Below are 15301 nucleotides of genomic sequence, written 5' to 3' on the forward strand. Positions count from 1 at the left end.
TCATGCAATCGGCCTTTACTTACATAGGTATTTCTCTTCCACCAAACGGTATCTAACTTATGAACGTTCTGAATTTCAATCGATCAGGCATCGCCTTCATGATAATGCTTTTGGGGACACTAATGCTTTCTCCGGACCATCGTGTCTGCAAAGCCAACGAAGCAACCTTGACCGGATGGGATTTACCTCCCTCAAGTGAAGAGTGCTGGAAGACTCTCCCCCAGCCAATCGGATCGGACCGTCCGACGTTACCCTCATGGATCCGCATGATCGCACGAGAGATGCCGCGCACCGCTGCTGCGTTTATCGAGCTCGATTATGCGCAACGCCAGAGCGGTCCCGTCGATCATAAGCTTCGAGCGGCCATGCGTTGGGTCGCAGCAGAAGCCAATCGATGTCAATATACCATGAAAATTGCTGCCTATGATGCAATGCAAGCAGGAGTCTCGCAAGATAAATGGGAGTCACTGACAATAGGAGATCGGGCGAAATGGAGTCCAACAGAGCGAGCGGCTCTGGAATTTGCGTATGGTATGACGCGCGACTCTGATGGTGTAACAGACGAACTGTTTTCTTATTTAGCTAAGGAGCTAGGTGATCGTGTGGTGGCATCCATAGTCCTACATATGGCTTACGCAAATTTCCAGGATCGCCTTATTCTTTGCCTTGGTTTGGAGGCTACCGAGAACGATCTTACTCCTCCAGTGAACGTGAGATTTTCCCCAGAAAGCCTAGAAAAAAGAACGATTGCTCCATCACCGAACACGCCTAAACAAATAGGAACACCGGAGTCGAAACCTCAAGATTTGATCGCACATGGCGAGTCATATACTTGGCTCCCTTATGAGAAGTTGCAGGAGAGGCTACAAATCCAAAAAGTACGAAAAACTCGGCTGCGTGTTCCTGATTGGCAAGAGTTCGCCAGCAAACTTCCAGATGGACTCATGCCTGTGGCAAGCGATATTGTTTGGTACAAGGTTGCTTTTGGCTATGCTCACGAGCTGGCAGTTCCCTTCGAAATCTATATGAGAACGGCGGGGTCGGAAATCTCGACCAATTGGGATCGAGCATTTGGAAATTCCATTTTTTGGATGGTCACCGATGCTATGAAATGTCCCTATTGCATGGGACATTGCGAAATGAATTGGGAGGTCGCTGGATTTGATCGAAGCAAAATTAGTCAGATCAGTCAACAACTCGCGGAGAACGATTGGTCCAATTTTAGTAGCCATGAGCAACAAGCCTTAGACTTTGCAAGACGCTTGACCCTTTCGCCGGGTTCAATCACGAAAGCTGACATGGATAAGCTCCGAGCAGGCTTCGGCGACCAAAGAGCTTTCTTCATTGCTGTGAATGCAAGCCGGTACAACTACATGACTCGTATAAGCAATGGGTTTCAGCTTACCCTCGAGTCAGGCAATCCGTTCTACCAATACTACAACATGGCTCCGCCGAAAACGAATGAGCTTGCGGCCACTCCTCGACCTACACCGGTGCATCGAGACGCAATGAAATCGCATTTGGAAGACATGAAACGTCGACGTGAGCGAGTCTCACTACCTCCAGTTTCCGACGAAGAGAGAGCATTGAGCGATGGACGAAATCCCACGTATGAGTCTCGCTTGAACCGGTTTTTTCTCGGGAATTCTTCAAGTGCAAGAAGCTATTTGAATTTCAGCGGTAGCCGGACTCCAAACGCGGGGTCAACTACCTCCCCAACGTTTTTAGAGCCGGATCCGATGTTGTCCTTGGATTATGAGTTCAAAACGCGATTGTTCTGGATCGCTTCGAGAGCCAATAACTGTCAGTATTGCTTGGGGCATCAAGAGTCGAAATTGCTGGCAGTAGGCATGACAGATGATTTGATTGCGGCGTTGGACGTCAATTGGTCACTGTTCCCTGAGAGTGAGCAAGCGGCTTTTGCTTTAGCTCGGCGCTTGACTCTCGAACCTCAACGACTTACAGATGCCGAAATTGATGCTTGCCGCAAGCATTATGGTGACATGGCAATTCTCGAAATGATTTTGTCAGTCGCGGGAAACAACGCGATCAACCGATGGAAAGAAGGGATCGGAGTTCCGCAATCTACAACGGGGGGGAATTTTGGAGCTAGCAATACTAGCGAGCATTCGTATCTCACGGAGACCAGTCCTAGCTTTGCGAATAGATCGTCAATCGTGATCGAAGGTAACGGGAACGATTCCGCGTCTGACACAGTTGTAACGAAATGGAATGATCGAAAGGCCAGTGAACTCCCCTCGACCTCAGCGGGTCTTGAAATGGTGAAAAACAGAACGCCACGATTTGCTGTCAGAACGGAGGAAGAAACGAGGGAAGCCTTTGGTGAACTATCTATTCCCAAGAATCCGCCGCAATGGATGAGACTATTGGCCAATTTTCCAGTGGCCGGCAAACGTCAAGTTGCTTCGATTCTGTCGGCAGAAAGTGACCTCGATTTGAGCGACCTCACGCGTGCGCGTTTGGCATGGGTGATCGCAAGACAAAACGGGGCATGGTACTCATTGTCAGAAGCGGATACGAAGCTGCTCAGGATGGGGCAAACGCGGGAACAGATTACTCTCCTTGAAAATTTTGAACAATTGGATTCGGAGGAAACCCTAACCGCCCGCGACAAGGCATTGCTTACCGTTGCGAAGAACTTGGCTGCATCGCCTGTCGTCTTAACCGATCTCGAGGCGCAAAATGCCATCGATTTGGCTGGTCCGCGAGAGTTCGTTCAAACGGTTCATTTCACCGCCATTCGTTCGTTGTTTGACCGATTTACAGAAGCTAGCAATTTGCCAGCAGACAGGGAGTAGTTCGAAAGGGGCAGAAAAGCAGGGAGTGGATGATAGGTATCGTTGTGCGAGTTTGGTAACGAGTCCGAAGGCCAATTGGGTGGTTTGTTACAGTTTTGCCCGTTTGCCGGGAAAATAGAGGAGGGCGTTTTTGAAAAAGAGGTTCGAAAACGTCCTTCCTTCAGTTACTATGCCAGAATCCTGCAGTCTGGAATAGTTACCCGATCCGAACCATAAAACTATGCCGCTCTACGAAATCGAAACCAACGCCCACATTTTTATTACCTGGGCTGACGACGAAGCTGCCGCTAGGGAAGCACTGATCGATGCTTATCCAACCGACGCTATTCTCCGATTGACAAAGAGGCCACGGAATTCCTGGGTTATTTCCAAATCTGCACTCGGAACCATGGGTAGTCCAGTCAATATCTGCGGGATCGCAAGGGACTGCCTAGCCAAATCGTCCGGCGACAAACTGCATGCCATCAGACTCTACATGTCCGAGACTGGGGCAGATCTCGAAAAGGCCCGGCGTATCATAGAATCCAACATGGTTATGGGATGGTAAACACATGATCGTTCGGGACAAGAGCATTCAGGCGTTTGCGACTGCGAAGAAATTGATTCCAGGAGGGGTCAACTCACCTGCCAGAGCCTTTGGAGCGGTGGGGGGAGAACCGATCTTCATGGATCGGGCGAGCAGACAGTATCTGTTCGACATCGATGGGAACCGCTATATCGACTACATTGGCTCATGGGGGCCCATGATCCTCGGACACGCACATCCCGAGGTGCTTGACGCCATTCAGCAAGCGGCCTCGCGTGGCACATCTTTCGGTGCTCCGACCGAGCGAGAGTCGGGGCTCGCAGCCTTAATCCAGCAAATCATGCCGAGCATGGAGCGGGTTCGGCTGGTTAGCAGCGGAACCGAAGCCGTGATGAGTGCGATTCGCGTCGCACGAGGAGCGACGGGACGGGAGAAAGTGATCAAGTTTTCGGGTTGCTACCACGGTCACGTCGACTCACTTTTGGTGTCGGCCGGCTCGGCGGCGGCAACGTTGGGAGTTCCTGATTCGCCAGGGGTCACAAAAGGCACGTCGCAAGATACCATCGTCCTCAACTACAACGACTGCTCCTCTCTAAAGCACGCTTTTGAAGAGTTCCCAACTGCAATCGCCGCCGTTATTTTGGAGCCGGTCGTCGGGAATATGGGAACCGTCATTCCGACGCCTGAGTTCCTAAATGCCTTGCGCACGCTGTCGACCCAGCATGGAGCGGTGCTAATTTTCGATGAGGTCATGACCGGTTTCCGTGTGGCTCTCGGTGGCGCCCAAGAGCGATTCGGAATCAAGCCGGACTTGACCACGCTCGGCAAGATCGTCGGTGGCGGCATGCCACTGGCTGCTTATGGCGGACGAGCGGACATCATGGACCACGTTATGCCCGCAGGCAAGGTTTATCAAGCGGGAACCCTTGCCGGTAATCCGCTGGCTACGGCCGCAGGCACCAAAACGCTTGAACTACTCCGAAAGGATCCCCCTTACCAACGGCTAGAGACCACTTGCAAACGACTCGGTGACGGATTGCTGCAGGCGGCTCAATCCCACGGCATCGCAGCACAGATGCAACGAGTGGGAAGCATGTTGACTCTATTCTTCAACCAGAATCCGGTGGTGGATTGGCCTAGCGCGGACAAATCAGACCGCAAGCTTTTCGCCGACTACTTTTGGTCCCTTATCAATGACGGTGTGTACATGCCTTGCAGTCAATTTGAGGCACTCTTCGTGAGCGACTGCCATACCGAAGAAGATATCGAGACGACCATTGCAGCGGCCAATCGTTTTTTTGAACACACCAGTGCATGAATCTGTTCGAAAGAGCTGTCCTATTTGGAATCGTAGCCCTTTGGTGGGGCGGACTCACGTTTTACTCGGCAGTCGTCGTTCCTGTGGGAACAGATGTTCTGGATAGCTCTGAACTACAAGGGATGGTCACGCAGCAGGTCACGCGTTACCTAAACGCCTTAGGTGTGGTGATGATAGCGGCGTTCGGTTGGTGCTTATTTAGGTCTCGGACATGGCGTAAATCATTGGCATTTCCAGCCTTACTGCTTTGCACAGCACTTTTACTGGCCTTGCAAGTTGGCCTGTACTGGCTACATGGAGAAATGGTGCAGCAATTGGCTGCCGATGCGGATCGCGATAATTTCTATCAGACCCATCGCCTCTACCTCATCGCGGTTGCGGTACAATGGACGGTCGGTCTCTTGTCGATGGTCCTGGTATTGAAGATTTGGCGGAGGATTGATCATGAAAAGGCGGTCGTTTCTAACTCAGACTACGGCGGCGGTTCTGCTGTCGGGATTGCTACCTCGCACAAAAGCTAACGGCTTCGCAAATGGTGGCGTTCTAGCGAACGCGGGTCTCATGCTGGAAGCAGATGATTCGTCATCTATACCGATAGTCGATACCCACCAGCATTTGTGGGATCTCAAGCGTTTTACGTTGCCTTGGATACCCAAGGATTCCAGCTCGGTTCTGGCGCGAGATTATCTCATGAGTGACTACATAGAGGCAACGAAATCCAGCAGTGTTGTAAAGGCAGTCTACATGGAGGTCGATGTCACGCCGGAACAACATAACGCAGAAGCGGACTACGTCATCGAATTGTGCAAACAAGACGACAACCCGACTGTGGGTGCGGTCATCTCGGGCCGACCTGGCGACAAGTCGTTTCCCAAATATATGCAGCGGTTTGAGGATGTGAGGTGGATCAAGGGGGTACGGCAAGTGCTGCACGGTGGCACTCCGCGAGGATACTGTCTCGAGCCACAGTTTGTACAAAGTATTCAGCACCTCGGTTCGATTGGCAAATGCTATGACCTCTGCATGCGACCGAGTGAATTGCTCGATGGGGCACGGTTAGTTGAAAAATGTCCCAAGACTCGTTTTGTTTTGGACCACTGCGGCAACGGTCCCATTCGACCTGAAAACAAGTCGGACTTTGAGCTTTGGCAGAAAGGAATTCGCGAGATCGCAAAGTTTGACAATGTGGTTTGCAAGATTTCCGGGATTGTCGCGTCGGCTCCAGAGGGCTGGACACCGAGCGATCTCGAACCGGTTGTGCTCGAAACCATCGACGCGTTCGGCGAAGACCGGATCATGTTCGCTGGAGATTGGCCGGTTTGCCTGCTTCGGGCCACCTTCGAGGAGTGGGTTCTGGGGCTAAAATCGATCGTGAAGGACCGATCAACAGCCTTCCAAAGAAAGCTTTTTCATGACAACTCGGTAGCGTTTTACGACCTGGGCTAATGGCGCGGTCGGCTCAGATTGACTAGTTAGTCGGTCAGGTTCTGTGGAAAATGCGAAGAGTTCCCCTTTCCCTGCGGCTTCTGGAACGCACAATAGAAGAACTCGGGCGTTGCTCTGGGTAAATTTGCAAATCTCCTTCCCTTCCATTTCTCTGGAGTTCCCAAATGCTTGCAAAAACGATCCCTTGGAAAGCGATTCTTGCCGGCGCACCTATACTGGCAATGAGCATAATAGCCCTTGCTGCTGCGGTCGCTATTCCTCCCACTCAAACGGCTCAAGACTCAAAAAACTCGAAGAAAGTGGATCCAAACGTGAAAACGGAAAAGGCGATTCTGGCAGGTGGTTGTTTCTGGGGTATGGAGGATCTGTTTCGCAAGCAGCCTGGGGTGATCTCTACTCGAGTCGGCTACACGGGCGGCGACGTAAAAAACGCTACCTATAGAAACCACGGCACTCATGCCGAAGCCATTGAGGTGATATACGATCCGACGAAAACGGATTTCCGGAAGATGCTGGAATTCTTTTTCCAGATTCACGACCCTACAACCAGAAATCGCCAAGGGAACGACCGCGGCACCTCGTACCGATCTGCTATTTACTACGTTGACGAAGAGCAAAAACGCATTGCCTTGGACACCATTGAGGATGTTAACGCGTCTGGACTTTGGCCCGGTAAGGTTGTAACAGAAGTCGAGCCTGAGGGAGATTTTTGGGAGGCCGAACCAGAACACCAGAACTACTTAGTTCGCAACCCTGGTGGCTACACGTGCCACTATCCTCGCAAAAACTGGGTCTTGCCGAAGAGATCAGAGACGAAAAACGACTAGCCGTAGCCACGAGCTTTTGGATCTTGTGGCGTTAGTGTTCGTAGAGGAGTTTGAGAGAGCGACTCTCTTTATCGTTGGTCTGGCGTGTCACCAGTTGCTAGTTCGCAACTAACGGCCATGCGGTGAAAAATGAAGGCACCAACCAAAGACGCTCCACTATAAACTAAAGGAAGATAAGAATAGACCGCTTCCTTAGGGTTGATGTAGACCAATACAAACAAAGCCGCAGCCATGATCAGAGTTAACGAAATACCGAGATAAACGGCGTGCTTCGCTTGCTGAACAGTGCTTCCCTCGACTAGGGCAGCTTGTTTGGTCACGCGTTTCTTGGATGGAGTATTGGTCATCATTTTTCCTCGGAATAGTATAGGTAGTTGTTGTAAAGTTTGAACGGCTTGGTCAACGTGGAATAACAAGCAGGTTTTGAAAAACACGCCTAGAACTCGGGAGCGGCTGATAACGATTCTCGCTTCAAGCACCTCGTCACCTCGTCGTCGGATTTCCCTGCCAATCTCTCGATACAAAGACATGGCCATCCGCACGGCGAATCGACATCGCCAGGGCAAGTAGTGTAGACCCGATTCGGCCACTCGATATTGACGCTCTGATTCCTCGATTAGACTAAGGATCTCATTGAGCAAAACTTCTCGAGGTGTATCTAGCGGACTCTCAATCCCTGGTAGATAGCACCGGCCTCGTAAAGCGTCTTCTCGCACGTCTCTCGCAATGTTTGTCATCTGCATGGCAACACCAAGGGCGATAGCATGCCGCTTCGCTGCCAAAGCCTGGACACCCATCAACCGGGATAGCATCAATCCCACAGTTCCTGCAACATGATAAGAGTATTGCCATAATCTGGCGTCACTCGTTACCTGGAACCCTTGAATATCCATACGCATGCCGACCAACAACTCTCTGGCGTACTGGATATCCAAGGAGCCGTTCGCGACGAGGGGTTCTATCCAATGAGAAGCAGGATGCTCTAGCTGGTTACGACCGGAACTCAGCTTTTCTAAATCAGATTCGAGCTGGCGGAGTTCGCATTCCGCTTGCTCTTTACAGGTCGCGGAATCGACGCAATCGTCGGCAGCTCGGCACCATGCATAAAGGCGACAAACAGAATCTCGCACCGAAGCGGGGAGCAATCGTGATGCGATCGAAAACGAGCGACTATGTCGCTGAATGACTTCATTTGCTTGCTGTATCTTGTCAACCGGCTTGGATAGTTTGTCTGTGAGACTAGTGTTCATGATGACTGCCCTTGGAGAACTCGGGCAAAGTCTTGAGCGATGATTCCCGCCGTTGCCTTTGCCGTGTTGACAACCCCAGGAACTCCAGCCCCCGGATGAGTTCCTCCACCCACGATGTAGAGACCGGGAATCCGTTCCGATTTGTTATGAGGTCGGAAATACGCGCTCTGCGTTAACTTTGGAGCTACCGAAAAGGCTGAGCCGTTGTAAGCATTCAATTGCGTCTGAAAATCATTCGGTGTGAAATGACGGCGGGTTACGATTGAGCTTCGAAGACCGGGCAAGTGATGTTCTAGGGATTCCAGTATCGCGTCACCGTATTGCTTTGCCATCTTATCCCAATCGAGATTTGCGCGACCCAAATGGGGTACAGGACTCAGCACGTAGAACGCCTCGCCTCCGGGGGGGGAGAGACTCGGGTCGGATACAGTTGGCGCATGCAAATAAAGACTAAAATCATCCGGCAGACTGTTCCCGTGAAAAATATCTCGTAACAACGCTCGGTAGCGGTCCCCGAAAAGGATGGTGTGGTGAGCTAATTCTTCATATCGTCGGTTCGTGCCAAAATACATGACAAACAGAGACATAGACCAATCCATCCGTTCCAGTCGACGCTGCATAGTCCGTCCACCTCGGTGATCTCGATACAAATGTGCATAGGTGTGGTGAATGTCTGCATTGGAAACGACTAGATCATAGGTTTCGATGTCCCCATGTTGATCGGTGATTCGGTGTACAGGGGGATCATTTCCGAGGACTTCAATCCGATCAACACCGGAGTTCAATCGCAACTCACCTCCTAACCGTTGAAACAGACCGACAAGCGATTCCACCAAGGCTCCCGTGCCTCCCCTCGGAAAAAAGACTCCCCACTTTCTTTCAATCCAATGAATCAATGTATAAATCGAGCTCGTCTCCATAGGGTTACCCCCTACCAAAAGCGGGTGGAAGCTGAACGCTTGCCTAAGTCGGTCATCTTTAACAAACCGCGAAACCGCCGAATAGACGCTGCGATCCGCTCGCAGCTTCATCAGGTCTGGTGCGCATCGCAGCATGTCTCGAAAATTTAGAAAGGGAGTTGCACCGAGCTCCATATAACCTTTCTCAAATACTTTTCGCGTGTAGTTGGCGAAACGGTGGTAGCCCTCAACATCGTTAGGTGACAAATTCTGGATTTGTTGGACTAGTTTCGTTTCATCGCTGCTGTAATCGAATCGACTACCATCAGGCCATTGCAACCGATACATCGGATCTACGGGAATAAGATCGACATGATCCGACATTTGCTCGTTACCTAAGGCAAATAGTTCCTCTAAACAATGAGGAGCCGTAATCACCGTGGGGCCTGCATCAAACGTGTAGCCAGCATCTTGATATACGTAAGCCCTACCCCCTGCCTTGTCTCGGGCCTCGTAGCAAACCGTTTCGAATCCCATGGCTTGTAAACGAATAGCCGCTGCTAACCCACCAAAACCACTCCCAATCACAGCCGCTCTCCCACGAGCACGCTTTGCTCCATCATTCCTGATGTAGCCAGAATCCGATGTGGAGGCAGGTTCTTTAGCCAATGCGGTTTCCAAGGTTTTCATAATCATGACGTTGCTCCTAAACCGGAAACGAGTTTGCTAGGGTACGGAGCCGTCGACTCGACCGATCCCGCATATTGAAAATGCGATTTAGCAATCGGACTTAAACAATCTCGAAGCTCATTCAAACGTTCTTGATCAACAACATGTTCTCCGAGCAGTCGCAACTGTTCATTGATAAGGCTCGATATCGTATTGTTTCCGTACTCTAGAACTACTTCCACGAGGCTCTTGGCTACCCTCAATCGATCCAAATCGGATCGATCTACCTGTTGAACGTAAAAGCTGCACAGGGAATCGCTCGTTTTCTCAGCGGCCCAAACCCAAGGCCATGTGATACGCAGGTTCCGCAGATCGTCATCGCGTAAAGGGGCGTCTCGGTCATCTAGGGATGTATTCGCAAAATGCACCAACTCATCCAGATCGTTCCGCATCTGCAAAGCAATGCCAATTTGATTTCCAAAAGTCGTCAGTGCTGTTGTTAGAACGGTGCAGGCACCGGCAGCAACACACCCCATATGAATCGCGAGTTCTACAAGTGCTCCCGTTTTGAGCGTACTGATCGCTTCTGCGGTATCCCTCCACTCGGATACGGGAATTCGATCAAGTCGAGCATAAAGATCTATAGCTTGGCCCTCGTGGCAACGACGACCGGTTTTTACCATTGCACTAATCAACTGTGTTTGTTGGTGCATGGGTAAAGAAGTCGAATCTAGCAACTCTAGAGCCTTAAAATACATCCAATTTCCAGTGTTGATCGCTAAAGGTACCCCGATCTTGTTGTGCAGGGTTGGTGCGCCGCGGCGATATCTCGAATCGTCTTGGATATCATCGATAATCAACGAGCCAGCGTGAAGGCACTCAATAGCTTGAGCAAGTGTTTCAGAAAATCGGCCATCGCCTCCTGCCAATCCGAAACAAATCTGAACAAGCTTCCCGCGGATCCGTTTTCCTTCTCTGTACTTGGACTCCTCGACATGTTGGAGAAGAGCCTGATCTATCAAATGATTCGCGATCGGATTCATGTGGCTGCCTCATTTGTGATAGGAGTGTTGGTGTTGACCGAAATCTGGGGGTTCGATGTCAGATAACTGCGAAAGAATTGGATGGGCCGCAGGCCGCGTGGTGGGATACCGACTACGATACGAAATGCATCAAAGCACGTGAATCGATGTCCGTAAAACCTGGCAATCCTAGACTCACCTAAAACGCTATAGAATCGCCGAAAGATTTGGTAACGAGTTTGTGGTTTTACCAGATCGAATAGCAAACGATTGAGGAATCTCGCAAACTTTGCTCTGCCATGATGCGCAGTTTGCAAAGTCTTCCATGCAGTTTGCAATTCGGATGGCGGAGTCGTTGCAACTAAACTTGCCAATTGAATTGCCATTGGCATGGAATAACCAGTTGCGGCATGAAACCAGCCTCCTCTGTATCCACCTGCTAAAGTTGGCAGACTATATCCCGGCATCTTTCCATCTGTAGGCATGGGGAGCACACCGGATTCTTCCCGAAGAACTCGCCAGTCGCGGTAGCCATGTTTCGATAGGTAACGGGTTACTTGCTGCAAACATTCGCCGCGGTCTATGTGGGTAGAATTCGAGAATCGAGTATCTTCCACCAACACTCTTCGGGGCTCAAAGGGAAGCGTGTACAAGAATCGAAATCCATCTGTCTGCTCAATGCTATCGTCCATGATTCGCGGGTGAGGTAAAAACCAATCGTGATCTAGCTCGACCTCGAATCCCCAAAACTTCTGAAAGCCACCCTTGTGTTCGGCGATGTCCGTCCCCTGCGGCCCACGATTGTCGATGACTACGTTCGCCCGTAGCTGTTGCCCATTGCTCAATCTCACCTCATTGGAAGAGACATCGATTGCTTGCGCACCAGTGAAAATCCTTAACCGACTGTTCGACGCCTGCTGCCCAAGAACGGAGGCAAAATGGCTTGAGGAAACCGTGTAATACTCCAATCGCACTCTACGCTGATATTTCCCAACGAAAACATCGTATTCGGGCCAGCGTGATTCCACCAAAGGCTGAATCCAGGGACTGCTTTCCTCCGATACATCAGTGCTATGAAATGACCAAGTATGATTACCACCGAGCACGGAACCACGCTCCAGGATTGCAACCCTCGCGCCAGGTTGATGGTGTCCGATAGCCAAAGCCATTAGCCCGCTCTGCAAACCACCACCAACTAATATGTAATCCAATTCATCTACTTCTAAAGTCATACAAACTGCTCCTGAGTAGCGGTGGAATTGTTGATAAAAGAATCAATCTCGTGCACAACTAAATGAGGTATGGCTATGGCCGACAGCCCAATAAATGTCATCTGCAAGAGTGCTGTGTCATTACCGATAGTGGCTCCGTAGTACCACCAACCAAACAGACCGATCCCACCGATTGCAGCGAGAGAAAGTGGAGCCACGTGTCGCAGGAATTGCCGATGGGTGAGCGATTCGCTACTGCGCAGGCGACTCAATCCCTGCAACGAATGCCAGCCACAGAAAAACAATGTGAAGGTTACAAGAATCGGAGCGATTATCGCGGTTATCGTCGTCGCGATTGGAATCCAAGATCGCAATGAACTTGCCGAATTCTTTGCCCGGTAGCTGAAGCTCACGGCAGCAATCGGCAAAAGTGCAACCGCCAGTATCTGTGTCACAAAGACGATCTGTCCGATACCTTGCCTGTTTTGCGCAGGAACAATGTAGGTCAATAATTGGGCGAACTCATGACTCCTAGCGAGCACAGGGACCCAAATTACAATTCCACCTAGCGATATCGCGGATACAACATTGAAAAGCTTTGGAAAACCTCTCAAGCTGAGCTTGCTGTGGCCAGATTCACTCGCTCGTTCATCTTCACGTCCAAAATGCCAAGCCGACAGAACAAAGAAGGTGACTACTGTGATCACTGGGAAACGGTACCAACCTGCGGTAAAGATGGCACCAATGATCAGATACATTGGGAAAAAAACGAGCCACCATAGGGAGCCCAGCTTGCTGTACAGCAACCTCTTGCCAACCCAGTGGTCGAGCCCGCCATGGGGCACGCCCAGCAGGGCAACACTTAGAGAAGTAAATAATAGGATCAGATAATCGCTTGGTTCACCGAACATAAGCATACCGATGCAAATCGCCAGACTTGTTCCAAGGTAAAGCTGAGTATGCATAGGGATGCTCACTAATCGAGAAGAGAAAACCTCGCCCGTCCGTCGCCCCATCAGCCTTGTTTAGATCGTAATGCAAGGCTGATGGTCCACTCAAAGCTCACGTCCTACGCGAGTGCAGGTACCGGCTCGGCGTTGCTGCTGGTAGCCACTCCCTGGCTCTTAGCGCGAGCAATGAAGTAAATCAGCAATCCAAATCCTGCCTTTGCTGTCATGTCTGCAATTGCGTATCCAACTTGTAGCCCAACGATGCCTCCTGCATCCACGGCGCCGCCAGCCTTCGCTTCTAGAGCTGTCATGGTTCCTCCCAAAGCATAAGCGATTGGGTAGACAGCCCAAGTCAGCAACAATACGAGCCGAGCAAGTTCGATCAACTTACGAGCTGCAACGGGCTGGGTATCGAGCGATTTTGTCAGTTCGGTCCAAAGCACATAGAGGATGTAGAAGAAGGGAACCGAAGACAATGCGCCCCAGATGACCCGAGTGGTCCACCCTTCTGGACTGGAAATCACTTCGCCTGGATAGCCCAGTGCGATCATGAGGGCGGCAGCAATTACCAATCGTGTTAACAGCGATCTCGCCTTGCCAGCCTCCAAACGCATCACGGCAATCAGTTCCACCATCAACAGTGGCACCGTCAGAATCCAGTCGGCGTAGCGATAAAAATCGTTAAACGCCGCCCCCGTGCCCTTGTACCCTCCATCCGCCAGAGTATACGCGTCCTGCCACGAATGGCGGATCATAAAATAGTGGTAACACGCGATACTGACCACGATACCACTGACCATTAGTGCGGGACGATAAGCTTCATCCACACTCGAGCGCGACAGGAAAAAGAACAGCGCTGCCGCGCCCATGGTAGCGACCGTCATCGAAAAGATGTTGTCCACGATGGTGTACTGAAGCACCGTTAGGTCGGGCATGCCCATCGCCAAAATCGAAAAAGACTCAAACATTTCTACCCTCTCCAGATTGGATTGTGATACCCTGCCGTCGTTATGTCACAGATTAGCGACGGCCCCAACAGCGCGAGACAGAGCTGTCTCAAAACTACCAAAACTGTCAGGCATTCCACTGTAAACCCTTGTCAAGGAGGTTTTTAACCCCTTAGGGTGATTATTGGGAATAAATTGAAAGAATTGATAGTTTTTGCTGCTTTACTCAAAGGATGGATGGCAGGCTATTGAGGAGGTGCTTTGAGAAGGTGGCGCACCTGCATCGGAACTAGGGCTTTCAGCCAAAACGATTACCTTCTAAAACTTGGACCCGGTCGACGGCATGGTTCCGGCCGTTTGGGACGACTTAAGCGGAATTTAATAGTGGTAAGATCTCTCTCAACATCCGAGTTTGCGAAGGCATTAGGAGTCAGCGATTCTTCTGTTCGTAGAATGGCTGACGCTGGGGATCTGGAAATCCACCGCACACGGGGTGGACATCGTAGGATTCCGATCTCAGAGGCGGTCCGCTACATTCGTGAAACGCGCGCCAAGGTGTATCACCCCGAGTTGCTAGGCTTGGAGATTGCTCCCCAGGAGTTGGATCCTGTCTCTACTAACTCAAAGATGTTAGAGGTTTTGGAGGCAGGTCATGCGACCGCTGTGATCGGTTTGTTGCAGTCGCTATATGCTTCCGGCATGAATATTGCCGAGATTTGTGATGGGCCGATTTTCTCGGCCATGAAACAGATCGGTGACAGATGGCCTCATGACAAAAGGGCGATTTTTGTTGAGCATCGCGCCACCATTTTATGCTGCCGAGCTTTAAATCAGCTACGCCTGTCAATTCCCGACCCAGACGAGGATGCTCCCAAGGCTATTGGTGCCGCTATGAGCGGCGATATGTATCTGATGCCGACGTTGATCGTGTCGCTGATGCTCCATGAGATCGGTTTTAACGATATCAACTTGGGTCCGAATACACCTCTCGATGTTCTTGCAGATGCAGTCATCGATGAGCGGCCAAAACTAGTATGGCTGAGCGTTGCAGAACCGATTCGCAGCAAGAGTCAAATCAGCGAAGCGATCAAGCTTGCCGAGGTTGCAAACCACCATGCCGCGACCATGGTTATCGGGGGACGTCATGCAATGGATTTGCACACGTCGGTTGTGGAGATGAATAACAAGAGTCGTTGGATTTACTGCAATTCCATGTCGCAATTACGCCAACTGGCACTTGCGATGCCCTAAAGTGTTTACTCCTAGGTTCTCAATCATTCATTCTCCCTCGAGGGAGGGTCGAGCGTAGCTCGGAGAGGGGGAAAGGCACAGCATCGGATAAAGGCTCCGACTTGTCAGCGATTCTAAAGCACCCTCCCCTGGTGGTCGTCCCTCCACTCTGGTCCTCCCGAATTTT

Annotated in this window: 13 protein-coding genes; 7 read left to right on the forward strand and 6 right to left on the reverse strand. The window is 50.9% G+C overall.

What is annotated here, in order from left to right:
- Positions 1 to 59: 59 nt before the first annotated feature.
- The 6 genes from SH449x_RS22005 to msrA all read left to right on the forward strand — a co-directional run bounded on the left by SH449x_RS22005 (position 60) and on the right by msrA (position 6936).
- On the forward strand, positions 60 to 2819 hold the full coding sequence (locus tag SH449x_RS22005) for a carboxymuconolactone decarboxylase family protein (protein WP_482378234.1): 2760 nt from the start codon (positions 60 to 62) through the stop codon (positions 2817 to 2819).
- Between the two features lie 220 nt (positions 2820 to 3039).
- On the forward strand, positions 3040 to 3366 hold the full coding sequence (locus SH449x_RS22010) for a DUF6793 family protein (RefSeq protein ID WP_482378235.1): 327 nt from the start codon (positions 3040 to 3042) through the stop codon (positions 3364 to 3366).
- Between the two features lie 4 nt (positions 3367 to 3370).
- Positions 3371 to 4663, forward strand: a complete 1293-nt coding sequence (gene hemL / locus SH449x_RS22015; protein ID WP_482378236.1) for a glutamate-1-semialdehyde 2,1-aminomutase — start codon at positions 3371 to 3373, stop codon at positions 4661 to 4663.
- Positions 4660 to 5184, forward strand: coding sequence for a hypothetical protein (locus SH449x_RS22020; protein ID WP_482378237.1), 525 nt, complete (start codon positions 4660 to 4662; stop codon positions 5182 to 5184). Before hemL ends, SH449x_RS22020 begins: the two co-directional genes overlap by 4 nt.
- Entirely contained in the window at positions 5108 to 6109 is a 1002-nt protein-coding gene (locus SH449x_RS22025) for an amidohydrolase family protein (RefSeq protein WP_482378238.1), read from the forward strand. Before SH449x_RS22020 ends, SH449x_RS22025 begins: the two co-directional genes overlap by 77 nt.
- Positions 6110 to 6273: 164 nt before the next feature.
- Positions 6274 to 6936 carry a peptide-methionine (S)-S-oxide reductase MsrA gene (gene msrA, locus SH449x_RS22030; protein WP_482378239.1) on the forward strand — a complete coding sequence of 221 codons (663 nt, stop codon included), beginning with the start codon at positions 6274 to 6276 and terminating at the stop codon, positions 6934 to 6936.
- Positions 6937 to 7004: 68 nt separating this feature from the next.
- On the opposite strand, the gene SH449x_RS22035 is transcribed toward msrA, so the two are convergent.
- From SH449x_RS22035 to SH449x_RS22060, 6 genes are all read right to left on the reverse strand, one after another.
- On the reverse strand, positions 7005 to 8186 hold the full coding sequence (locus SH449x_RS22035; protein WP_482378240.1) for a phytoene/squalene synthase family protein: 1182 nt from the start codon (positions 8184 to 8186) through the stop codon (positions 7005 to 7007).
- Positions 8183 to 9781 carry a phytoene desaturase gene (locus SH449x_RS22040; protein WP_482378241.1) on the reverse strand — a complete coding sequence of 533 codons (1599 nt, stop codon included), beginning with the start codon at positions 9779 to 9781 and terminating at the stop codon, positions 8183 to 8185. The genes SH449x_RS22035 and SH449x_RS22040 overlap by 4 nt, the downstream gene beginning before the upstream one ends.
- Positions 9778 to 10797 carry a polyprenyl synthetase family protein gene (locus tag SH449x_RS22045; protein WP_482378242.1) on the reverse strand — a complete coding sequence of 340 codons (1020 nt, stop codon included), beginning with the start codon at positions 10795 to 10797 and terminating at the stop codon, positions 9778 to 9780. Before SH449x_RS22045 ends, SH449x_RS22040 begins: the two co-directional genes overlap by 4 nt.
- Entirely contained in the window at positions 10794 to 12008 is a 1215-nt protein-coding gene (gene crtY, locus SH449x_RS22050; protein ID WP_482378243.1) for a lycopene beta-cyclase CrtY, read from the reverse strand. Before crtY ends, SH449x_RS22045 begins: the two co-directional genes overlap by 4 nt.
- Positions 12005 to 12952: a Brp/Blh family beta-carotene 15,15'-dioxygenase gene (locus tag SH449x_RS22055; protein WP_482378244.1), complete on the reverse strand. Its 948-nt coding sequence runs from the start codon at positions 12950 to 12952 to the stop codon at positions 12005 to 12007. Before SH449x_RS22055 ends, crtY begins: the two co-directional genes overlap by 4 nt.
- A 104-nt stretch (positions 12953 to 13056) precedes the next feature.
- Positions 13057 to 13905 (reverse strand): bacteriorhodopsin-like, encoded by an 849-nt coding sequence (locus tag SH449x_RS22060; RefSeq protein WP_482378245.1) that lies wholly within the window; start codon positions 13903 to 13905, stop codon positions 13057 to 13059.
- A gap of 363 nt (positions 13906 to 14268) precedes the next feature.
- Between SH449x_RS22060 and SH449x_RS22065 the strand changes: the two genes are divergently transcribed.
- The gene (locus SH449x_RS22065; protein ID WP_482378246.1) at positions 14269 to 15135 is read left to right on the forward strand and encodes a cobalamin B12-binding domain-containing protein; all 867 of its coding nucleotides are present in this window, start codon (positions 14269 to 14271) and stop codon (positions 15133 to 15135) included.
- Positions 15136 to 15301 lie beyond the last annotated feature (166 nt).

Origin of the sequence: Brakhagea baltica, assembly GCF_052161605.1 — a bacterium.
Taxonomy (GTDB): Bacteria; Planctomycetota; Planctomycetia; order Pirellulales; family Pirellulaceae; genus JBKCUI01.